At 63.5% G+C, this 21,526-nt stretch carries 21 protein-coding genes and 1 tRNA gene; 13 read left to right on the top strand and 9 right to left on the bottom strand.

From position 1 onward, the window contains the following. Positions 1 to 4 precede the first annotated feature (4 nt). The 3 genes from MESCI2_RS0115125 to MESCI2_RS0115135 all read right to left on the bottom strand — a co-directional run bounded on the left by MESCI2_RS0115125 (position 5) and on the right by MESCI2_RS0115135 (position 3,438). Positions 5 to 829, bottom strand: a complete 825-nt coding sequence (locus tag MESCI2_RS0115125) for a carbohydrate ABC transporter permease (RefSeq protein WP_013528984.1) — start codon at positions 827 to 829, stop codon at positions 5 to 7. Further along, positions 826 to 1,695 (bottom strand): carbohydrate ABC transporter permease, encoded by an 870-nt coding sequence (locus tag MESCI2_RS0115130; RefSeq protein ID WP_023811708.1) that lies wholly within the window; start codon positions 1,693 to 1,695, stop codon positions 826 to 828. The genes MESCI2_RS0115125 and MESCI2_RS0115130 overlap by 4 nt, the downstream gene beginning before the upstream one ends. Before the next feature lie 510 nt (positions 1,696 to 2,205). Further along, a complete protein-coding gene (locus tag MESCI2_RS0115135) occupies positions 2,206 to 3,438 on the bottom strand; it encodes an ABC transporter substrate-binding protein (RefSeq protein ID WP_027037324.1) in 1,233 nt (410 codons plus the stop codon). A gap of 180 nt (positions 3,439 to 3,618) precedes the next feature. Between MESCI2_RS0115135 and MESCI2_RS0115140 the strand changes: the two genes are divergently transcribed. The 3 genes from MESCI2_RS0115140 to MESCI2_RS0115150 are packed head-to-tail and all read left to right on the top strand — an operon-like array spanning position 3,619 to position 6,369. Then, positions 3,619 to 4,407, top strand: a complete 789-nt coding sequence (locus MESCI2_RS0115140; RefSeq protein WP_027037325.1) for an SDR family oxidoreductase — start codon at positions 3,619 to 3,621, stop codon at positions 4,405 to 4,407. A gap of 2 nt (positions 4,408 to 4,409) precedes the next feature. Next, positions 4,410 to 5,477: an ABC transporter ATP-binding protein gene (locus MESCI2_RS0115145; protein WP_027037326.1), complete on the top strand. Its 1,068-nt coding sequence runs from the start codon at positions 4,410 to 4,412 to the stop codon at positions 5,475 to 5,477. A gap of 10 nt (positions 5,478 to 5,487) precedes the next feature. Next, complete coding sequence (locus MESCI2_RS0115150; RefSeq protein ID WP_027037327.1) at positions 5,488 to 6,369, top strand: MurR/RpiR family transcriptional regulator; 882 nt, start codon at positions 5,488 to 5,490, stop codon at positions 6,367 to 6,369. 189 nt (positions 6,370 to 6,558) lie between these two features. Here the strand turns inward: MESCI2_RS0115150 and MESCI2_RS0115155 are convergent, their stop codons facing one another. Both MESCI2_RS0115155 and MESCI2_RS0115160 read right to left on the bottom strand, forming a co-directional pair. Next, positions 6,559 to 6,876, bottom strand: a complete 318-nt coding sequence (locus MESCI2_RS0115155) for a DUF167 domain-containing protein (RefSeq protein WP_027037328.1) — start codon at positions 6,874 to 6,876, stop codon at positions 6,559 to 6,561. Between the two features lie 13 nt (positions 6,877 to 6,889). After that, positions 6,890 to 7,180: a YggT family protein gene (locus MESCI2_RS0115160; protein WP_023811703.1), complete on the bottom strand. Its 291-nt coding sequence runs from the start codon at positions 7,178 to 7,180 to the stop codon at positions 6,890 to 6,892. Between the two features lie 256 nt (positions 7,181 to 7,436). Between MESCI2_RS0115160 and MESCI2_RS0115165 the strand changes: the two genes are divergently transcribed. From MESCI2_RS0115165 to MESCI2_RS0115195, 6 genes are all read left to right on the top strand, one after another. Beyond that, a tRNA-Ala gene (locus MESCI2_RS0115165) sits at positions 7,437 to 7,512 on the top strand. A gap of 328 nt (positions 7,513 to 7,840) precedes the next feature. Beyond that, positions 7,841 to 8,590, top strand: coding sequence for a helix-turn-helix domain-containing protein (locus MESCI2_RS0115170; protein ID WP_027037329.1), 750 nt, complete (start codon positions 7,841 to 7,843; stop codon positions 8,588 to 8,590). A gap of 529 nt (positions 8,591 to 9,119) precedes the next feature. Then, positions 9,120 to 10,082, top strand: a complete 963-nt coding sequence (locus MESCI2_RS0115180; protein WP_245270340.1) for a SagB/ThcOx family dehydrogenase — start codon at positions 9,120 to 9,122, stop codon at positions 10,080 to 10,082. 68 nt (positions 10,083 to 10,150) lie between these two features. Beyond that, entirely contained in the window at positions 10,151 to 10,405 is a 255-nt protein-coding gene (locus MESCI2_RS0115185) for a hypothetical protein (RefSeq protein WP_013528973.1), read from the top strand. 4 nt (positions 10,406 to 10,409) lie between these two features. Continuing rightward, entirely contained in the window at positions 10,410 to 10,670 is a 261-nt protein-coding gene (locus MESCI2_RS0115190; RefSeq protein ID WP_027037331.1) for a hypothetical protein, read from the top strand. A 130-nt stretch (positions 10,671 to 10,800) separates the two neighbouring features. Further along, positions 10,801 to 11,121, top strand: a complete 321-nt coding sequence (locus tag MESCI2_RS0115195; RefSeq protein ID WP_027037332.1) for a hypothetical protein — start codon at positions 10,801 to 10,803, stop codon at positions 11,119 to 11,121. Positions 11,122 to 11,145: 24 nt separating this feature from the next. On the opposite strand, the gene MESCI2_RS0115200 is transcribed toward MESCI2_RS0115195, so the two are convergent. The 4 genes from MESCI2_RS0115200 to MESCI2_RS0115215 form a co-directional block, all read right to left on the bottom strand. Continuing rightward, positions 11,146 to 12,105, bottom strand: coding sequence for a TonB family protein (locus tag MESCI2_RS0115200; protein ID WP_027037333.1), 960 nt, complete (start codon positions 12,103 to 12,105; stop codon positions 11,146 to 11,148). Continuing rightward, a complete protein-coding gene (gene exbD, locus MESCI2_RS0115205; protein WP_027037334.1) occupies positions 12,102 to 12,569 on the bottom strand; it encodes a TonB system transport protein ExbD in 468 nt (155 codons plus the stop codon). Before exbD ends, MESCI2_RS0115200 begins: the two co-directional genes overlap by 4 nt. A 4-nt stretch (positions 12,570 to 12,573) precedes the next feature. Then, positions 12,574 to 13,545 (bottom strand): tonB-system energizer ExbB, encoded by a 972-nt coding sequence (gene exbB / locus MESCI2_RS0115210; protein WP_027037335.1) that lies wholly within the window; start codon positions 13,543 to 13,545, stop codon positions 12,574 to 12,576. Positions 13,546 to 13,609: 64 nt separating this feature from the next. Next, positions 13,610 to 14,401, bottom strand: coding sequence for an ATP-binding cassette domain-containing protein (locus MESCI2_RS0115215; RefSeq protein WP_027037336.1), 792 nt, complete (start codon positions 14,399 to 14,401; stop codon positions 13,610 to 13,612). A gap of 179 nt (positions 14,402 to 14,580) precedes the next feature. Between MESCI2_RS0115215 and MESCI2_RS0115220 the strand changes: the two genes are divergently transcribed. From MESCI2_RS0115220 to MESCI2_RS0115235, 4 genes are all read left to right on the top strand, one after another. Further along, complete coding sequence (locus MESCI2_RS0115220; protein WP_027037337.1) at positions 14,581 to 16,770, top strand: TonB-dependent siderophore receptor; 2,190 nt, start codon at positions 14,581 to 14,583, stop codon at positions 16,768 to 16,770. A gap of 25 nt (positions 16,771 to 16,795) precedes the next feature. After that, positions 16,796 to 17,656, top strand: a complete 861-nt coding sequence (locus MESCI2_RS0115225) for an ABC transporter substrate-binding protein (protein ID WP_027037338.1) — start codon at positions 16,796 to 16,798, stop codon at positions 17,654 to 17,656. An 11-nt stretch (positions 17,657 to 17,667) separates the two neighbouring features. Beyond that, a complete protein-coding gene (gene fhuB, locus MESCI2_RS0115230; protein WP_245270341.1) occupies positions 17,668 to 19,656 on the top strand; it encodes a Fe(3+)-hydroxamate ABC transporter permease FhuB in 1,989 nt (662 codons plus the stop codon). Between the two features lie 109 nt (positions 19,657 to 19,765). Next, entirely contained in the window at positions 19,766 to 21,490 is a 1,725-nt protein-coding gene (locus MESCI2_RS0115235; RefSeq protein ID WP_027037340.1) for an ABC transporter ATP-binding protein, read from the top strand. The last annotated feature ends 36 nt before the right edge of the window (positions 21,491 to 21,526 follow it).

Raw genomic sequence — 21,526 nt, forward strand, 5'->3', positions numbered from 1 at the left:
GGCGCTATTTGACCGCCCCGAGTGCCAGGCCTCTAACGAGGTAGCGCTGCAGCCAGATGAACAGGATGGCCACCGGCAAGGTCGCCAGCAGCGTCGCGGCCATGACGTGATGCCATTCGATGGTGTAGCGGCCGGCGACCAGCGAGAAGACCTGGATCGGCAGTGTGTAGCTTTCCTGGCTGCGCAGCATGGTGAGCGCCACGACGAATTCGTTCCAGGCGTTGATGAAGGTGAAGATCGCCGTCACCGCGATCGCCGGCAGGCACAGCGGCAGGAACACCTTGCGCAAGGTCAGCCAGCGACCGGCGCCTTCCATCCAAGCGGCTTCCTCGAGATCGCGCGGGATGGTGTCGAAATAGCTCTGCAGCATCCACACCGTGAAGGCGACGTTGAAGGCCATGTAGATGAAGCCGAGCGCCGTCGTGCTTTCGACCAGGCCCCAGGCGGCCATCAGCCGGAACAGGCCGAGCACCAGCACGATCGGCGAGATCATCTGCGAAATCAGCAGGAACTGGCGCAAGGCGCCGTAGCCGGCAAAGCGGAAGCGCGACATCGCATAGGCCGCCGGAACCGAGATCAGGATGGCGCCGACGGTGGCGATTACAGACACGTAGAGCGAATTGAGCAGCGCCTGGCCGAAGCCGGTTGCCACCCACATATCGGAGAAGTTGGACCAGCGGAATTCGCTTGGCCACCAGGTCGGCGACAGCACTTCCTGTCTCGGCTTGACCGCAGTCAGGAACATCACGGCGAAGGGAAAGAGCGTCACCACGATCAGCGGCGCCAGCAGCAGCCAGGCGATGATGGAGCGCTTCAGCTTGCTCGTCATGTGCGTTGCTCCCGCATCGCCAGCCGCACATAGATCATGGTGAAGACCAGCAATATGGCAAACATCACCAGCGACACCGCCGATGCTTCGCCCAGCTTGCCGATGCGGAAGGCCAGCTTGTAGAGATGGGTGACCAGGATATCGGTCGAGTTGGCCGGGCCGCCCTGCGTCATCACCCAGATGATCGGGAAAGAATTGAAGACGTAGATGGTGTTGAGCACGATGGCGATGTTGATGAACGGTTTCAGGAGCGGAAAGGTGATTTCGCGGAACTGCTGCAGCGGCGTCGCCCCTTCGAGCGCCGCCGCCTCGTAGAGGTCGTCCGGGATCGACGACAGACCGCCGAGGAAGATCGTCGTCGTGAACGGCACCGTCACCAGGATGCCGATCAGCACCTGCATCGGAAAGGCGGTTTCGGCGCTCGCCAGCCATTGGATGTTGTGATCGATGAGCCCGAGGCCTATCAGCGCCGAATTGAGCATGCCGCTTTCGCCGCTCAGCGCCCAGCGCCAGACCACCGCGGTCATGGTCAGCGACACCGCCCAGGGCAGCATGATGATGACGCGGGCGATGCCGCGGCCATAGAAATCGGTGTTGAGGATCATCGCCACCGGGATCGACAAGAGAAGCGCACCGCCGACCACCATCACCGTCCATTGGCCGGTGCGCCAAAGCGCGGCCGTGAAATCGGGATCGGCAGCGAGTGCCGCGAAATTGGCGAAGTCGTTGAAGTCGCGAAGCTGGCCGAAGCGGCTGACCTCATGCGTCGAGATCTGGATCAGGTCCCAGACCGGCCAGAAGATGACCACCGCCGCCAGAAACAGGCTGGGCAAGGTCAGGAGATAGGGCAAGAAACGGTTTTGCATCGGCTGGCTTTGTACCGTGTTGCGGGTGGAGATTGGATTGCGCTGGCTTAAGAGATTGACTTGATCTCGCCTCATTCCTCTCAAGGCACCGCTTCAGGATTCCTTGCAAACCGTCGGCGCGCCCCTCACCTGCCCGCCCGCCCTCCGAAGCAGTTGCGGAACGGGCCGTTCCTCTCCCCGCCAGGCTCGTTTCCTCTCCCTCCGGAGGGGGGAGAGGTGGCTCGGCGAAGCCGAGACGGAGTGGGGGAACCACCGGGCAATCGCCGCGAACGGACATAGGAAGGGCGCTGAAGTATCGCCTCACCTGTGCTCAAGGATCGNCCCCCACTCCGTCGAGCTTCGCTCGACACCTCTCCCCCGATCGACGGGGGAGAGGAAACGAGCCTCGCTGGGGCGAAGCTGACATCGACGAACTATCTTTCCGCTCAAGTCTGCTAGCTGCTCAAGTCTGCAAGATGTGGCGCGCCCCGCCTGAGTCTGGGGCGCGCCACGGGCGCAGGGAGATACGCCCTATTTCTTCAGCACCGCGTTGGCCTTCGCCGCCGCTTCCTTCAAGCCTGCCTCGGGATCGCCGCCGAGATAGATTTTCTGCATGGCGTCCGACGTGATCTGGGCGACCTCTTCCCAGCCCGGGATGACCGGCGCAAAGCGGGCGTCGGGCAGCAGCGCCGTGAACGCCGCCAGATCGGCATTGTTGACGTAGTAGTCCATCTTGGCCTCTTCCTTGTTCACCGGCAGGAAGCCTTCGCCTTGCGTGAACTTGGCGCGCTGCTCCGTGGTGAACAGGAAATCGAGCAGTTTCCAGGCCTCGTCCTTGTTCTTGGAGTTCTTGAACATGATGATGGAATCGGTGACGCCATAAGTGCCGCGCGCGCCGGTCGGGCCGGCCGGAATGGCTGCCACGCCGTATTTCAGGTTCGGCGCCTCGTCCTTGATCTGGTTGGACAGGAAGGGTGCCGTGATCATCATGCCGACCTTGCCCTGCTTGAACAGGTTCTGCACGTCTTCGCGGTTGTTGGAGGTGACGCCGGGTTCCGTCAGGCCTTCGTCGATCATCGACTTGTAGAGCTTGGCGGCCTCAAGCGCACCTGGCGTGCTCAGGCCCGAAGTGCCGTCCTTGTTGAGGATTTCGGTACCTTGGGACCACATCGCATAATAGTAATAGACGTCGGTCTCGATCTCCTTGCCCTGCAGGCCGAAGCCGAACGTGCCGGACCCCAACGCCTTGATCTTGCGCGCATCTTCCTGCAGCTCGGTCCAGCTTGCCGGCGGTTTGGCGATGCCGGCCTTCTCGAACAGCTCCTTGTTGTAGTACATGGCGCGGGCCGAGGCCGCGATCGGCAGGCCGTAGGTCTTGCCGTCCATGATCGAGGGCGACAGGAAGGTGTCGATGAAGCGGTCCTTGAAGTCGGGCTTGATGTAGCCGTCGAGCGGCTCGGCGACATCCTGCTGGACGAAGTCGATCAGCCAGCGTGTGCCGATGATCGACAGATCGGCATTGGTGCCGGCGGTGATGTCGGTGGTCAGCTTCTGCAGCAGCACATCCCACGGCACCACTTCGAACTTGACTGATATGCCGGGGTTCGCCGCCTCGAATTCCTTCTTGACGTCGGCGAAATAGGGAGCAGTCTTGGCGCTGTACTCGGCCACGGTGACCCGCACCTCGCCAGCATCCGCCTGCGCCGCAATTGCCAGCATGCTCATTCCGGCCATCAGGCCGGCAGTCCATTTTGCAAGGCTCATTTGATCTCTCCCATTTTGATTTTGCGCCTGCGCGCCTCTTCGTGCCGGAGCAGAAGATTATGTGACTTTCCTACATTATCGATGATTTGAAGGCTTGCAAGCGGATTATTCTGTTGCTTAATTACATTTACAGGCCTAGGCCTTATGCGATCTGTCAGAACTCCCGGAGGATGACGCACGGTGGTTTCGCAATCCGAGTTCGAAGGCAGGGCCGAGTTCGAGGGCAAGACCGTCGTGGTGACGGGTGCTGGCGGCGGCCTCGGCACGGCCATCGTGGCGCTGATGGCACAAAGGGGCGCCAGGGTCGTCGGCTGCGACCAGTCAAGCGAGGCGTTGAAGAGCCAGCACCTTGCCTCTCGCCACGTCTTCGATCTTCTCGACAAGGCATCGATAGCGACGGCGATCGCCGCGATCCTCGACCGGGATGGCGTGCCCGACATTCTCGTCAACAATGCCGGCTGGACGCGCGCCGAAACGATCTCGGCGCTCAATCCCGGCAGGATAGAGCAGGAACTCGACCTCAACCTGACCGGCGTGATGAACTTCGCCGACCCGCTGGTCAAGGCGATGGCTGGCCGCGGCTCGGGCAGCGTCGTCTTCATCTCCTCGGTCAACGCCATCGCGCATTTCGGCAACCCCGCCTATGCCGCGGCCAAGGCCGGCATCAACGCCTATGCCAAGGCGATCGCCGTCGAACTCGGCCGCAGCGGCCTGCGCGCCAATGTCGTCTGCCCCGGATCGATCCGCACCGCCGCCTGGGACCACCGCCTTGCCAAGGATCCCGAAATCCTCGGCAAATTGCAGCGGCTCTATCCGCTCGGCCGCATCGTCAACGCAGCGGAAGTGGCGGAAGCCGTCGCCTTCCTTGCGTCCGATCGCGCATCGGGAATAACAGGTGTGGTGATGCCCGTGGACGCGGGACTGACCGCCGGTTGCCTGCCCTTCATCGACGACATATTGGGAGCGTGAGCATGACCGACGTCGAGTTCCGCGACCTGTCGAAATCCTTCGGCCAGCACAAGATACTCGAAAACATCAGCCTCGATATCAAAAGCGGCGAGTTCGTCGTCCTGGTCGGCCCGTCCGGCTGCGGCAAGTCGACCTTGCTGCGCATGCTCGCCGGCCTGGAGACGATCACCTCCGGCGATCTGTTGATCGGCGGCGTGCGCGCCAATGCGCTGCCGCCGCAGCAGCGCAACATCGCCATGGTGTTCCAGTCCTATGCGCTGTTTCCGCACCTGAAGGCGTCAGACAATATCGGCTTTGGCCCGAAGATACGCGGCGAGGCGCGCACGGTGGTCGATGAGAAGGTCAAGAAGGCGTCCGGCGTCCTTAATCTCTTCTCCTATCTCGACCGCTATCCCCGCCAGCTGTCAGGCGGCCAGCGCCAGCGCGTCGCCATGGGCCGCGCCATCGTGCGCGAACCGTCTGTGTTTCTGTTCGACGAGCCGCTGTCCAATCTCGACGCACAATTGCGCGTGCAGATGCGCGTCGAGATCAAGGCGCTGCACCAGCGGCTGAAATCGACGATCGTCTATGTCACCCACGACCAGATCGAGGCCATGACGATGGCCGACCGCATCGTCGTGATGGACCGCGGCAGGATCCAGCAGGTCGGGGCGCCGCTGGAGCTCTATGACAGGCCGGCCAACAAGTTCGTCGCCTCCTTCCTCGGCTCGCCGTCGATGAGCTTTGTGTCCGGTTCGCTCAAGACGACACCCGGGAAAACCTGGTTCGAATCGGCCGGTGGCGGGCGGCTTGCGCTTGCCGGCAAACAGGTGCCGGCGGACAGCGCGGTGGAGGCTGGCATCCGGCCCGAGCATTTTGTCATCGGCGAGGCTGTCGACGCGATGGCGATCAGGGTGGATGTCGTCGAGCCCACCGGCTCCGAAACACATGTCTATGGCGCTATCGGTGCTGATACGGTACGCGCCGTGTTCCGTGACAGGGTGCCGGTCAGGCCGGGAGACCTGCTGCCGGTCTCGGTCGACCCCGGCAACATCCATCTGTTCGACAAGGCAACGGGCCTGCCTCTATGAAAATAGCAGCATGAAGACACCGGCCGACATCATCACCCGCCTGCAGCTGATGTCGCAGGACGGAACGAAGTCGGATCGCAAGCTGGCCGGCTTCGTACTTGCCGATCTCGATTTCGTTTCCAAGGCGGCCATTTCGGAAATTGCCTTGCGCGTCGGTGTCAGCGAGCCGACGGTGACGCGGTTCTGCCGCAACCTCGGCTGCGAGGGCCTGCGCGACTTCAAATTTTATCTGGCGCAAGCCATCGCCATCGGCGGCCAGTATCTGTCGCCGGAGCCGTTGAGCCGCGATGCCCGCGAACAGCGCATCGCTTCAGCCATCACCGAAGCGGCAATATCGGCCATCCAGCGCGCCAGCGAAAACCTCGACATGACGACGCTGGTCGCAGTCGCCGCGCGCATCGCTGTTTCCGGTAACGTGCTGTGCATCGGCTCCGGTGGCATTTCGTCCATGATGGCGACCGAAATGCAGAACCGGCTGTTCAGGCTTGGCGTGTCGGTGCTGGCGCAGATCGACGGACAATTGCAACGCATGTACGCCGCCGTTGCCACGCCTGACACCACCCTGATCGCCTTCTCCGTCTCCGGCTATGCGCGATCGGTCATCGATGCGGTGCAGGTCGCCCAGCAATATGGCGCCACCACGATCGCCATCACCCCGCCGGACTCCGCACTCGCCAAGGTCGCCGACACCGTCATTCAGTTCCAGTCGCTCGAGGACGGCAACATCTACAAGCCGACATCGTCGCGCTATGCGCTGCTGTCGATCGTCGACATGATCGTCACCTCGGTCGCCGAGACGCGCGGACCAAGGGTTTTGGAGAATCTGCGCCGCATCAAGCAGAGCGTGAACACGTTGAAAGTCGACGATCCGCGTTTGCCATTGGGGGACTGAAGGGGTCATCGCGCCGGACAAAAAGCGCCCTCACCCGGATTGCCAACCGAATTGCAAAGAGGCATTTCGGGGCAATCCGACCTCTCCCCGAGGGGAGAGGAGTGCGCAGCGTCGACCCAAGTCTCTTCTCCCCAGCGGGGAGAAGGTGGCCGCGCAGCGGCCGGATGAGGGGGGCACGGCCTAGCAGAATTAGGCTCTATGGCAGAGCGTCTCAACAGCCTTGGCCAACATTGCCGGATCGCCTGAAATGCGCACGGTCTTCAGCCGCGCGGTGCCGCCGGCGACAACCGAGACGGCGGACCCAGGCACGCCCAGAGCCTTGGCAAGCAGCTTTTCGAGTGCATGATTGGCGGCGCCGTTTTCCGGCACGGCGCGGACGCGCGCTTTCAGATGGCTTCGCCCGTCCGCCATGGTCTCGAAGCCTTCGAGCCTGTCCAGCCCAGCCTTTGGCGTCAGCCGGACAAACAGCTCGGCGCCGTTTTCGCGCAGGCGAAACGGCGTGCTCATGCCGTCATCCTGCTCACAGGATCAGAGGCGCCACCGTGGTGAGCAGAAACTGCCGCAGGAAGAACAGGATCAGAAGCAGGATGATCGGCGAGATATCGATGCCGCCAAGGTCCGGCATGAAACGGCGGATCGGCCGCAACGCCGGCTCGGTCAGCCGGTAGAGCATGTTGCCGATGGAACCGACGAACTGGTTCTTCGAGTTGACGACGTTGAAGGCATAGAGCCAGGAAAAGATCGCCGAGGCGATGATGATCCACCAGTAGAGGTCAAGCGCCATGACGATTGTCTGAATGAGGGCGAGCATGCCGGTCTCCAATTGTTGCCGACATGTAGCCATTGCACGCGAAACCGGCAAGGGCCGCCTTTCTGTGGGGCGCCAATGCCGGGTCAATCGGACCTGTAGGGCATGTCGCCGACACTGCAACGAACGCGCGACTACACAAAACCGGCAAGGCCGCCTTCCGCCGGCGCCAGCTTCACGCTTGACGGCACTGGATTTCGGCAAACCTCCGCCTTGACAGGAAACCGCGGCGCCCGATAAATGCGCCCATCCGCTGGACGGGGCTGTAGCTCAGCTGGGAGAGCGCGTCGTTCGCAATGACGAGGTCAGGAGTTCGATCCTCCTCAGCTCCACCAGCGGAATAATTCCCCACTCTCCGCGCCAGATGCAGTCCGCGACGCTCGTCCCGGCTTGCCCCCGCGGTTGGCATTTGCCGTGCCCGCGCGCCTTAGAAGGCCGCGGGCCGCACCGCCTGTTTCGCAATATCCGGCAATACTTTTGTCAATTGGACTTATAGCGGAAGCGCTCATCGATTGTTTCCGTTTTTTTTGCAAACCGCCCCACTAAATTGAGATTACCAAATCAGTTTTCTGTGCGTTGTGACCAGGGCGTTTCGGCGGGGGCGACCGGAGACGCTATATGGATTTCGAGTCGAAATGAAAAATCGCCCGCGGAAGCAAAGACTTGTCAATTCGCGAGAATCTCGCTGCAAATCTTAGACGGCTGTGCAAGGACCATGCCTCCGTAAGTGCGGTATGCCGTGAGCTGCACATCAATCGCACGCAGTTCGAACGCTACCTGCAAGGGCAGACCGTTCCCAATAAGGCCACCGCCAAGCTGATATGCGATTACTTTCGGATCGACGAGGCCGAACTGTACCAGGATCCCGGCGCACCCGAGCCAGCGATGCGCGGCCTGCCGCCGGTTTCCGAGAGCCTGTTCAACCAGATGATCCGCCCTCCCAGTCCTTCGATCGCGGGCGGCACCTATTTCACCTATTTTTCGATCCCGGGCCGCCTCGATCTCCTGGTGCGCTCGGTGACCTTCGTGCGGCGCGAAGCCGAACTGGTCACCTTCCGAAGGGTGACCGGATGGTCGGAGCGCCGGGGATCGACCTGGGCACGAGCGCGCGGCAATCACTATGGCGTGGCGATCTCGCGGCTGAACTGGATCTATTTCAGCGGCATCAATCGCCGCCAGACCGGAGAGCCCTCGCTGATCTCCGTGCAGTGGGCCCCCATCTCCGAACCGGTGCTGATGGGCAAGGCCATGCTTCTGACGGAGGCCGGCCCGGCATTCGTGTCCGTCATCATGCGGCGCGACATTGCCAACATCCACCCAAGGGATGCCATCAGCATGGCGCATGTCATCAGTCTCGACGATCCGGGCATCGACCAACTGGTTGTCAGCCTCACCCGGGACGGGTTGGGCTAATCCCTCGGATCGCCGTCCCTTACGCCAAATAAGAATAAGCATACGCCGATAAAGCGTACGCCAACGATTGTCTACTCTGTATCTGAATAAAATCGATATTTTACACTTTAATGCCAGGAAAGATAATCCACACGTCCGTCTTCAGCTCGTGGTTTTACTATAATTTTAACAAACCATTAACTCTTCCGACCTTACCTTTCTTCACGCGGATCCCGTTCTGGGGGTCTTTCAACGGATCCCAAATGGGGGTCAGGAAAGGGATAAAAATGGCCAAGAAAGTGATCAATGCTCCGAAGCTGGCGATTGCCGCCGGCACGCAGACCGTCTTCTTTTCGCAGGGCATGCACTACAACAAGCGCTGAAGCCGTTCTGCGCCGACGAGCGGTTCGCTTGTCGGCGCCTCGGCTCCGCAGATGGCATCAGCTTTATGAAAATGCGCTCTTCGAAAACGCTTGTTTTCTATCCCGGACCGAACAAGGTCACGGCATGCAACTTCCTGACCAGGAGCGTGTTTGAATGCAGCCCTGAGATGGTCGGCCTTCTCGCATCGTGGGACAAATGGGCATCGACGGCGGACATTGCCCGCGCCCATGGATGGTCGAAGTCCGAGTTGAAGGCTGTCGTTCCCCAGTTGCTCGATTTTTCCGCCCTGGTCACCGCCGGATCGCCTCTCGCCGAGCAGGAAGAACAGTTTTCAGGACAATGGAGTTGGGGGCTTCCAACGGCGCTGATGCATTTCTGCGTCCAGGACAGCGAATACATGACCATCGAGCAAGCGGAAGAGCGGCAGATAGAACGCGCCGGCCATACGCCGCAGCCGGACCTCCTGCTCAAGAATTCCGCCGGCGCCATCCAGCTGCCGAATGCACTGGAAGACAACGAACTTCTTAGCTTGATGGCGCGGCGCCGCACCAACCGCACGGCGGCTCAGCCCACAATCACAGCCAAACAGCTTTCCGATTGCCTGTTCGCAGGGCTCGGCATCATCGGCGAGACCGCCAATTGCGTTGGCACCCTGCCGCTTGGCATGACCCCTTCCGGCGGCGCGCGGAATCCCTACGAGGCCTATGTGGTCGCGCTCGGCGTCGATTGCCTCGAGCCCGGTGTCTATCACTATTCCGCCGCCGATCACGACCTTGGCAGGATTTCCGCGAACCATCTGCCGAAGATCTCCGAACTGGTCGGCGGACAGGAGTGGGCTGATAGCATGCCGTGCCTGATCCTGCTTTGCGCCAGGCTCGATCGCACGATGTGGAAATATGAGGACGCCAACGCCTATCGTGTCGTGCTGATCGAGGCCGGCCATATCGGCCAGAACATCATGCTGGCGGCGACCAATCATGGCCTGTCGGCATGTCCGACAGCCGCGCTCAATCATTCCGCCATCAAGCGGCTGCTTGGTCTCGACAGTCTCACCGACGCACCGATCTATGCCTTGACCCTCTCGACCCCGGAAAGAGACCCGTCCACCGCGAGCCAATCCATCAATTAGTCGACCAACAATGTGCAGTCCCGCCAGTAACGCGTTCCCCAGGGTATAACCAGAGACAGGAGCAGCACGTGCCAAATCAATCCTTACGCCAGTCGGAAATCGATAGTCTTCAATATATTTCGTCGATGACCAATGAGCTCGTGCAAATGGCCGAAGCAAGCCGTTTTCCGATGATCTCCTATCTGCTGGGCATGGCCTATGCAGAGGCCTTCGACGTTCTTCGCGGCGCACGGCCGGCCAGGCATGCGCAGCTCAGCGGCAACCCGCTGCACCCCAAGGCGCAGGCAAAAGACAATCGTGCCGCCCAGCCACGCAGAGCGTAGCGACATGCAATCGTCAGCCGCATGCGCGGTGGCCGGCTCGACCTCCGGCCCTAACCGCTGGGAGACGCTGTGCGCGTTGCAAAGCCTGCTGCCGCTGCTGAAGAAGGCCGCGACGGATCTGCACCGCGCCGACATGGTCTACTGGCTCGAGCAGGCCGATGCCGAGGTCGCCAACATCATCAGGGGCCACCCCTCCGATGCAACCGCGATCCCGGCCCTGATTGCATCCTGCCCGCAGGACCGCCATCCGGTCGCTCAGGCTTGATGCAAGTCGCCCGCCCAAACGCCACGCGCTTAGTGGTTCAGCGCCGCTGAACCCGCTCTGATCACCAGTTTTTCGGGCAATTCCAGACCGGAGCCTATTGCGCGCCTGGAATGCCAAGGGGGACCTGCACATGAACATGATAGCCAACATCAGAGCCGTCGATGCCAGGGAAAGCATTTTCAGCCGGCTCGACGTCTTGATCGCCAGGCGACCGCCATCGCCTGACGCCGCGCGAGTCGAGGCCCGTCAACTCGTCTCGATGGCGATTGCCGACAGCTGCCAGGCCGACAATCTCTGGGGTACAGTGGACGCCTTCCACGCGCATTTCGACTTCATGATGCAGACCATCGAGATCAACGGAGCCGATGACCCGAGCCTCGGGCTGTTGCGCACGAAATGCCGTTTCTACCTTGAACAGGTCGAGGCCCTGAGCCTGTCACTGACCTATTGACAGGCCGGCCGATCAAGTTCGGTCCTAGTTGCGCAGGCTGAACACGAACGGCGCTGTTCGGCTCAGACGCGAGCCGAGTTCCGGTGGCGGTTTCGGCACCGTGGCGCCTTGCAGCACGGCGAGCGCCGCACGGTCCAGATCCGCATCCCCGGAGGAACGAGAGAGCCTGGCGGACAGGACCCGGCCGGACGAGTCGACCGTGAAGGCGACATACGGCCTGCCTTCCACGCCTCGGGCCTTGGCAGAGCTGGGATAGCGCGTGTGCCGCTTGATCCAGGCGCCCAGACGGGAGTCCCATTTGCTGGAGTCGCCGGAGCGCGACGTCGATTCCGCCGCCTTCGGCGCCGCGGTCCTGGTCGCGGGCCGTGCGTCGGCGCTGGCGACGGTTGCCGTCTTCGGCGGAGCCGCCTTCTCCTTCTTAAGCCGCGGCTTGGGCTTCTCGACAGGCTTCTTCGCCTTGGCCGCGGCCGGTTTCTTGTCTTTGACAATTTCGACAGGTTTCGGCTGCGGCAAGGGAATGACGACGTCTGGCGTGACAGCCTCGACAACATCCGGGACGGCCTCATCCGGCGGCGGCTGATCGACCTGTTCGGCCGTTTCGGCCTGGGTGGGTTCGGCCTGGGTGGGTTCTGTCTCGTCTGGCGCGACCGCTTCCGGCGGCTCGACAACCGGCTCCGTCTTTTCGACCGGTTCTTCAGGTGTCGGTTCGGTCGTCGGTGTCGGTTCGGTCTGGTCTGGCGCCACCGCGTCCAGCGCGGCGACCTGTTCTTCCACGGCCGGCATCACCACCATCGGTGCCATCTCGATCATCTGCGCGGGGGGTGGACCGCCATCCGTTTCGGTGACCATTGTGAGGTTCTGCACTGCATAGGCGACCGCGACATGGGCTCCAAGGACCAGCGCGGCAGCACCGGCCCACAAGCCAAGGTCGCGCCAACCGAAGCGCGACAGCTGGACCGAGGGCACGGCGACCGCTTGCGTCATGGCGCCGCCGCACCAGTGGCTGCGGGCGCCGGGGCATTGGACGCGGGAGCCGTCTCCAGGCCGACCAGCGCGATCTTCAGATAGCCGGCACCGCGCAACAGGTTCATCGCCTCCATCAGGTCGCCATAGGCGACCGCCTTGTCGGCGCGCAGGAAGATGCGCGTCTGCTTGTCGCCCTTGGTCTTGCCGTCCAGCGTCGCGGTGAAAGCCGGGCGCGGCACGCTGTCATTGCCGATCGCCAGTGTCAGATCGTCCTTCAGCGTCAGGAACAGCGGTGTCTCGGGCCTCGGTGCGGGCGTTGCCGTCGAACCCGGCAGGTCGACATTGACATCCACCGTGGCCAGCGGCGCCGCGACCATGAAGATGATCAACAGCACCAGGATGACATCGATAAATGGGGTGACGTTGATCTCGTGGCTTTCCTCGAGATCGTCATCCATGGTCTGTCGGATTCTGCTTCCCATGGCGCTACTCCGCCGCCGGTGGCGTTGCCGGCGCGACGGTGCGGAAGTCGAGGTCGCGGCTGACCAGCCGTTCGACCCCGGCCGAGGCATCGGCGAGGATCTGCCGATAGCCGGCTATCGAGCGTGCAAAGACGTTGTAGATGACGACAGCCGGTATGGCCGCGACCAGGCCCATCGCGGTGGCCAGCAGCGCTTCGGCGATGCCCGGTGCGACCACGGCGAGATTGGTGGTCTGCGCCTGCGAGATGCCGATGAAGGCGTTCATGATGCCCCAGACCGTGCCGAACAGGCCGACGAAGGGTGCGGTCGAGCCGATCGTCGCCAGTACGCCAGTGCCGCGCGACATGCGCCGCGCCGCCGCTGCCTCGATGCGCGACAGGCGCGACGTGACCCGTTCCTTGAGGCCATCGCCCGAGACATGATCGAGCGCACCGGCTGAGAGTGCGGTCTCCTCCTCGGCCGCCCGCACCAGCAGCGCGCCGGGACCGCCGCTGCGGTCGAGGGTACGGCTGGCCTGCTTCAGCGTGGCGGCCTCGCCGATCGCCCGCACGGCGCGACGGATGCGCAGCTTGCCACCCAAAAGCTCCAGCGACTTGGCCAACCATATCGTCCAGGTGACGAGGGAGGCAAAGGCCAGCCCGATCATCACCGCCTTGACGACGATGTCGGCCGCCATGAACATGCCCCATGGCGACAGGTCATGCGGCAAGGTCAGCTCCATCGCCGTCGAAGGTCCGGCCTCGGCCGGCGCGGCCGTGTTCGGCTGGGTGCCTGGCTGCGAAGGCGCCATCATGGCCGGCGGAGCGCCTGCCGGTGCGGCGGGAGCCGGCGCAATCGGCGCTGGGGCTGCGGGAGCAGCCGGGGTGGGGGCTTCGATTGCCGGCGCGGCACCGGTGGGTTGCTCCTGGGCCATCGCGCTGCCGGCCGACAGGATGACGGATGCGACCAACGCCGCCAACAAACCACTTCTCGACAACAGCTTCTTCCTTGTTCTCACAGCGGCCGCCGCCTTCTATTTCCCGCCGCCGCATCAGATCTCGTCACTGCACATAGCCGACAAGCTGGCCGGTGACGGGATGCACGAACACGCCCATCTCCACGCCGAAAATGCCTTTCAGCACATCGCTGCGCATGATTTCGCCGGGCGTGCCGCGCGTCAGCAGCTTGCCGTCCTTCAGCGCGATCAGCTCGTCGCAGTAGCGCGCAGCCATGTTGGGATCGTGCAGCACGACGACAACGCATAGGTCGCGTTTGCGACTGAGCTCCTTGACCAGCCCGAGCACCTCGACCTGATGGGCGATGTCGAGTGCCGAGATCGGCTCGTCGAGCAGCATGACGCCGGCGTTCTGCGCCACCAGCATGGCGAGCCAGGCGCGCTGGCGCTCGCCGCCCGACAATTCGTCCACCAGCCGGTCCGCGAACCCGTCCATGTCGGTCAGGGCCAGCGCCTCGTCGACATGCTGCCTGTCCTCGGCGCGGAAACGGCCAAGCGCGCCATGCCAGGGATAGCGCCCCAACGTCGCCAGTTCGCGCACGGTCAGGCCGGTCGCCGCCGGTGTCGTCTGCGGCAGATAGGCAAGCGCGCGGGCAAATTCGCGGGCGCCCCATTGCGGCAGCGGACGCCTGGCGAAGGTGATGGCGCCTGAACTCGCCGGCTGTTGGCGCGCCATGAGCTTGATCAGCGTCGACTTGCCCGAACCATTGTGGCCGATCAGCCCATAGACCCGCGAGCGCTGCAGTTCGAGCGAAACCGGACCGAGCAGCGTCCGCTCACCGACGGCAAAGCGCACCGCGTCGATATGGAAGGCAGTCTGGGCATCAATTCCAGCCATGCTCATGGCTTTTCTCCAGTGCGGCCGCCCGCATTTCCAGATTCCGGCTTTCGACGGATCATGCCCGGTTGACTATGAAACATGACCTTACTAGTCAACATTGAAGATGACTGCAACGATCAACAAATCGTCGCGACCGGCAATATCGGCACGAAATTTGGAAACAGGGGGCGCACAGGATGATTTCGGGACATGGACCGATTTGGCAGAACCGGATAGCGTGCAAGCGCCTGCTGATCGCAACGGTGTCGCTGCCGGCCCTGCTTGGCTGCGGCCATGCCCTGGCCCAAGAGACGGTCACCACCACCCTCGACCCGATCAACGTCCAGGAACGTGTCGAAAGCGCCTTCGGGCCGGTCAAGGGCTACGTAGCCACCAAGGGCTCCACCGGCACCAAGACCGACACGCCGCTGATCGAGACGCCGCAATCGATATCGGTCATCACCCGAGACCAGATGGAAGCGCAGGCCGTCGACAGCCTGAACAGCGCGTTGCGCTACACGCCCGGCGCCACCGGCAATCTCTACGGCACCGACAATCGCGGCCTCGGCCTGCAGTTGCGCGGCATTTCAAACGCCAACGGCGTCTTCTACAAGGACGGCCTGCAGCTCAAGGAAAGCAATTTCACCCTGTTCACCGCGCTCGATTCCTATGGCGCCGAACGCTACGAAGTGCTGCGTGGACCAGCATCGGTGCTCTACGGCCAGGCAAGCCCCGGCGGCATCATCAACTATGTCAGCAAACGGCCAACCGAGGAAAACCTGCGCGAGGTCGAATTCGGTGGCGGCAGCTTCAATCGCTATGAAGGCAAGTTCGACTTTAGCGGTGCCGTGAACGCCGACAAGTCGCTGCTGTTTCGCCTCACCGGCGCCGCTCACATGGGCGACACGCAGACCGATTTCGTCAAGGACGATCGCATCTTCATCGCCCCGGCGATCACCTGGCAGCCCGATGCCGACACCAGCCTGACCATCCTCGCCAACTACCAGCGCGACCGCTCCGGATGGGCGATGCAATATCTGCCGGCATACGGCACGATCACGCCGGGCAAGGATGGCAAGTTCTTGCCCAACGGCATGTTCGTCGGTGAGCCCGGCTTCGACAGCTACAACAACGACCAGGCGTCGATCGGCTACGAATTCGATCATCGTTTCAACGAGACCTGGCAGGTCCGCCAGCATGCCCGCTACGTCCATCTCACCCATACCGAGGAGGGCATCTTCGGCGGCGGTCTTCTGAACGATGACGGCGACTATTCCCGTTATGCCGATGCCGGCGGCACCAAGCTCAGCGGTGTGACCATCGACAACCAGGCACAGGCCGATTTCGACACTGGACCGCTCGCCCATACGCTGCTGATGGGTCTCGACTACAAGCGCTACACCTATCGCGACTATGCGTCCGAAGGGGCTGTCGACAACCTCAACATCTTCGATCCGGTCTATGGCAGCCCGGTGACCGGTTTGACGCCCTACACCGATACCGACACTACCCAGCAGCAGGTCGGACTTTATGCGCAGGACCAGGTCAAGCTGGGCAACTGGCGGCTGACGCTGGGTGGCCGCCAGGACTGGTCGGATTCGAAGGTCTACGACAATCTGGCCGGCGGCTACATTCCCGAGCAGAAGGACAACGCCTTCACCAGCCGGGCGGGGCTCGTCTACCTCGCCGACAACGGGCTTGCGCCCTATGTCAGCTATTCCGAATCGTTCCAGCCAGTGGCGGGCGCCGACAGCGACGGCAATCTGTTCGTGCCCGAGGCCGGCAGGCAGTACGAGGTCGGCCTGAAGTATCAACCGATCGGCTGGAACTCGTTCATCACCGCCTCGGCCTTCGACCTGACGCGGCAGAATGTCGTGCGCTATGGCGGCACCGGTCGCCCCGACGACATCTTCCAGACCGGCGAGATCCGTTCGCGTGGCATCGAGCTGGAAGCAGTGGCGAGTCTCGATGCGGGGATCGATCTGAGAGCGGCTTACACCTATCTCGACACCAAGATCACCAGCCCGACGAGTGTCAACGATGACGGCTCCAGCAACGAGGGCAACACACCCTTCGGCGTACCGACGCATTCCGCGTCGCTGTGGGCGAATTATACCCTCGGCACCGGCCGCCTGGAGGGCCTGGGGCTGGGCGCCGGCGTCCGCTATGTCGGCTCGACCTATGGCGACGACGCCAACACCTTCAAGGTTCCATCGGTCGTGCTCGCCGATGCGGCGGTCCATTACACCTGGCAGAATGCCACACTCAGCCTCAATGTCAGCAATCTGTTCGACAAACGCTATGTCGCCTCCTGTTTCTCCTCGGGCTTCGGCTGCTTCTATGGCGAGGGCCGCAGGATCAACGGCGCGGTGAAATACACATGGTAGAAGCAGTGTGGCGGGCCGGCCCAAAATGGCGGCGCTGACACGGCGCCAGTGTCTTGCCGGCCTCGCCGCGACCGGTCTCGCTTTGCCCGGCGGCACGGCACGCGCGGCACCTGCCCGCGTCGTCTGCCTGGAATGGACATCGGCCGAAATGGTGGTCTCGCTCGGCCTGTCGCCGCTCGCCGTCGGCGACATCAGGGGTTATGACGACTGGGTCCAGGGCCCGGCACTGCCGCAGGCCACCATCGACCTGGGATCGCGCAGCGAACCCAATCTCGAGCTGCTTCGGGAATTGCGGCCCGACCTGATCGTCGGCGCCTATGGCTATGGCTTGGACGAGAACAGCTTCACCAGATTGGCGCCGACCTTCAACGTGCCGTTCTACAGCGGCAAGGCTCCACCTTACGCGCAGGCGCAGCAGGTGACGCTGCAGCTTGGCGACATGCTTGGCCGCAGGACGGAAGCGGAAAACCTTGTCGGGCGCATCGAAGCCTCGATCGCCCAAGCGCGTGCCAGGCTGGAGCGGGCGGTGCAAAAACCGGTCTGCGTCGTCAGCTTGTTCGATGATCGGCATGTCCGCGTCTACGGCGCCGGCAGCCTGCTGCAGGATGTCCTCGACCGGCTCGGCCTCGTCAACGCCTGGACCGGCGCCACCAATGAATGGGGCTTCTCCACGGTCGGCATCGAGGAATTGGTCGCCGTCGGCGAGCCACAACTGATCTCGCTCGATCCGATCCCGCCGCACGTCAGGATCAGGATTGCCCGCAGCTCGCTCTGGGCCAATCTGCCCTGCGTCCGGAACGGCCAGGTGCGGACCATTCCGCCGGTCTGGCCGTTCGGCGGTCTCACTGCTGCCGCGCGTTTCGCCGAATTCGTGGCAGCGGCATGATTTCCCAGGCAATGTCCCTGCCGCGACAGCGCGACGGCATCGGCGCGCTCATCCTGCTGGTGGCCGTGCCCGCAGGCCTGGCGCTGATGCTGACCGTCTTCGATCTCATCCATATTCTGCCGACGCACCTGTGGTGGCAGGCGCTCACCGCCCCCGATACATCCGATCCAGTGCAGTTGCTGTATCGCCATGCCTTCCTGCCGCGTGTTGCCGTCGGCGTGCTGGCCGGCGCGGCACTCGGTCTCGCCGGTGTCGTCATGCAGCATGTGCTGCGCAACCCGCTGGCCGAGCCGACCACGATCGGCACCAATGCCGGAGCGAGCCTCGCTTTGGCGGCCGCCACCCTCTACGCACCATGGCTGCTGGAAGGCGGCCGCGAAGGCGTGGCGCTGGCTGGCGGCGCTCTCGCCACATCAGCCGTTTTCGCACTGGCGCGCGGGCGCAGCTTTTCGCCAGTGTCGATCATCATCGCCGGCCTCGTCGTCAGCCTCACTTTCGGCTCCGCCGGCGCGCTGCTGATGGCGCTCAACCGCGAATACACCGAGGAGCTGTTCATCTGGCAGAGCGGCTCGCTGGTGCAGAATGGCGACGCGGCGGTCGTTGTTCTGGCGCCGTGGCTGCTGGCCGGCATCTGCGCCGCGTTCCTGCTCTGGCGACCGCTCCGCCTGCTCGATCTCAGCGACGACGGCGCGGCATCGCTCGGCACCCGGCCGGCCGTCATCCGTCTTGCCGGCATGGCAGTCGCCGTCTCGCTTAGCGCGCTGGTCGTCGCCGAAATCGGCGTCATCGGTTTCGTGGCGCTCGCCGCCCCGGCGCTGGCGCGGCTGGCCGGAGCGCGCACGCTTGGCCGCCGCCTGGTCTGGTCGCCGCTGGTCGGCGGCGCCCTGCTCTGGCTCACCGACCGTCTGGTGCAGCATCTGCCGTTCGCCGGCGAAATTCCCGCCGGCACCGCGACCGCTTTACTCGGCGCGCCGCTGCTGCTGTTCCTGTTGCCGCGAATGCGAACCACCCCCGAAAGGCAGGCCGACATGGTGTCGTCGATACGCCTGCCGACAAACGGCCTGCCGTTGATCGCGGGCCTGCTGGCGCTCATCCTCGCGGTTGTCCTCGCCATCGGCTTTGGCCGTGGCGTAGGCGGTTGGCACTGGATCGCATCCGCGGATTTGACCGAGCTGCTTGCCCTGCGCGCGCCTCGCGTCGTCGTCGCCCTGTCGGCGGGCGTCCTGCTCGCCGTCGCCGGCACGCTGATGCAACGCATGACCGGCAACCCGATGGCCGCACCCGAGGTCCTGGGCATTTCCGGCGGCGCCTCTTTCGGCGTGCTGGCGCTGCTGCTGCTCAGCGACGGCTTCGACCGCGCGGCAATGCTCGGCGCCGCCCTCGCCGGCGCCTTGCTGGCGCTGACGATCGTTGTTCTGGCCGGGCGGCGCAATGCCCTGTCGCCGGAACGGCTGCTGCTTGCCGGCGTCGCCGTGGCGACCGTCGCGTCCGCCTTCGCCGCGCTGCTTCTGGCCAGCGGCGATCCGCGCATGGACTTCCTGCTCACCTGGCTGTCGGGATCGACCTATCGCGCAACGCCAACGGATGCCTTCACCGCCGCAACGGTCGCGGTCACCGTCCTCGCGCTGGCGCCGCTGACCGCGCGCTGGCTCGATATACTGCCGCTCGGCGAAACCGCCGCGCGTGGCCTTGGCCTGCGGCTTGGCCGGGTTCGCGCCACATTGCTTGCGCTCACCGCATTGGCCACCGCAACCGCGACATTGGTCATCGGCCCGCTGAGCTTCGTCGGCCTGATGGCGCCGCATCTCGCACGCATGCTCGGCTTCCGCCGCGCCGTGCCGCAGCTTCTGGCTTCGGCCATGACAGGCGGGCTGATCCTCGTTGCCGCCGACTGGGCAGGGCGGACGCTGATCTTTCCCTGGCAAGTGCCTGCCGGCCTCATCGCCGCCTTCGTCGGCGGCCCCTATTTCATGGCGCTGATGTGGAAAGACAGGCAATGAAGTCCGTCCTGGCATATTGCCGCCCTTGCGCTGTCGATTGTAAGCAGCGCCCATCGATGGCGGCCGGCGCCCTCGCCGCGTCCATCAAGACAGCTTGCGGTTCACCTCGATGATCAGACGTTTCCTTTCCTACTACGCGCCCTGGAAGGGGCTGTTCGCGCTCGACTTCTCCTGCGCGGTGCTGGCCGGCCTGCTTGAACTCGGCTTTCCCATGGCGGTCCGCACCTTCGTCGACCAGCTGCTGCCGCAGCAGGATTGGACGCTGATCATCATCGCGTCTGCCGGGCTGCTGGTGATCTACCTGCTCAACACCGTGCTGATGGCGGTCGTCACCTATTGGGGTCACATGCTCGGCATCAACATCGAGACCGAGATGCGGCGCAAGAGTTTCGACCATCTGCAGAAGCTGTCGTTCCGCTTCTACGACAACCACAAGACCGGCCATCTCGTCGGCCGTGTCACCAAGGACCTCGAGGAGATCGGCGAGATCGCCCATCACGGCCCCGAGGACCTGTTCATCGCCATCATGACCTTCGCCGGCGCCTTCGTGCTGATGTTCACGGTCAACATGCACCTGGCGCTGATCACGGCGGTGATCGTGCCGCTGATCGCCTGGGTGACGATGCGCTATGGCGACCGCATGGAGCGCAACTGGCAGGCGCTCTACCGGCGTGTCGGCGATTTCAACGTCCGCATCGAAGAGAATGTCGGCGGCATGCGCGTCGTCCAGGCCTTCGCCAATGAGGAGCATGAGCGCACGCTGTTCGCGCATGACAACCAGCGCTACCGCCAGACCAAGCTCGACGCCTACCGCATCATGTCGGCCAGCAACTCCCTGAACTATATGGGCATCAGGCTGATCCAGCTCGTGGTCATGATCGCCGGCAGCTATCTCGTCATTACCGGGGGATTGAGCAATGGCGGCTTCGTCGGCTTCCTGCTTTTGGTCGGCGTCTTCGTGCGGCCGATCGAGAAGATCAATTCGGTGATCGAAACCTATCCCAAGGGCATTGCCGGCTTCCGGCGCTACACCGAGCTGCTCGACACCGAACCCGACATCGCCGACCGCCCAGATGCCGTGACTGTGGGCGGCCTCAAGGGCGACATCGAATACCGCGGTGTGAGCTTCGGCTATGGCGACGGCAAGCCGGTGCTGAAAGATATCGATCTCACCATCCACGCCGGCGAAACCATCGCCTTCGTCGGCCCGTCCGGCGCCGGCAAGACCACCATCTGTTCGCTGCTGCCGCGTTTCTACGAGGTCAGCGCCGGCGCGATCAGCATCGACGGCATCGATATCAGGGACATGACGCTCGCTTCGCTACGCGGCCAGATCGGCATCGTCCAGCAGGACGTGTTCCTGTTCGGGGGCTCGATCCGCGAGAACATCGCCTATGGCCGCCTCGGCGCCTCCGACGAGGCCATCACCGACGCCGCACGGCGGGCGCAACTCGACGGCATGATATCGGGCCTGCCGGCCGGCTATGACACGATCATCGGCGAGCGCGGCGTTAAACTGTCCGGCGGCCAGAAACAGCGGCTGGCGATCGCCCGCATGTTCCTCAAGAACCCGCCGATCCTGATCCTCGACGAGGCGACGTCGGCGCTTGACACCGAGACCGAGCGCGAAATCCAGAAATCGCTGGCCGAACTTGCCGAGGGCCGCACCACGCTCATCATCGCGCATCGGCTGGCAACGATCCGGGGTGCCGACCGCATCGTCGTCGTGTCGGAGTCGGGCGTCGTCGAACAGGGTTCGCACAGCGAACTGCTCCGCGCCGGCGGCATCTATCGGCGCTTGCACGACGCGCAGCATCTGGTGTCGTCGCGCTGATCCACTATGGTGGTGGCCCAAAGCAGGGAGCCCCCG

The sequence above is a fragment of the Mesorhizobium ciceri WSM4083 genome (genome assembly GCF_000519305.1).
In the GTDB taxonomy this organism is placed as follows: Bacteria; Pseudomonadota; Alphaproteobacteria; order Rhizobiales; family Rhizobiaceae; genus Mesorhizobium; species Mesorhizobium ciceri_B.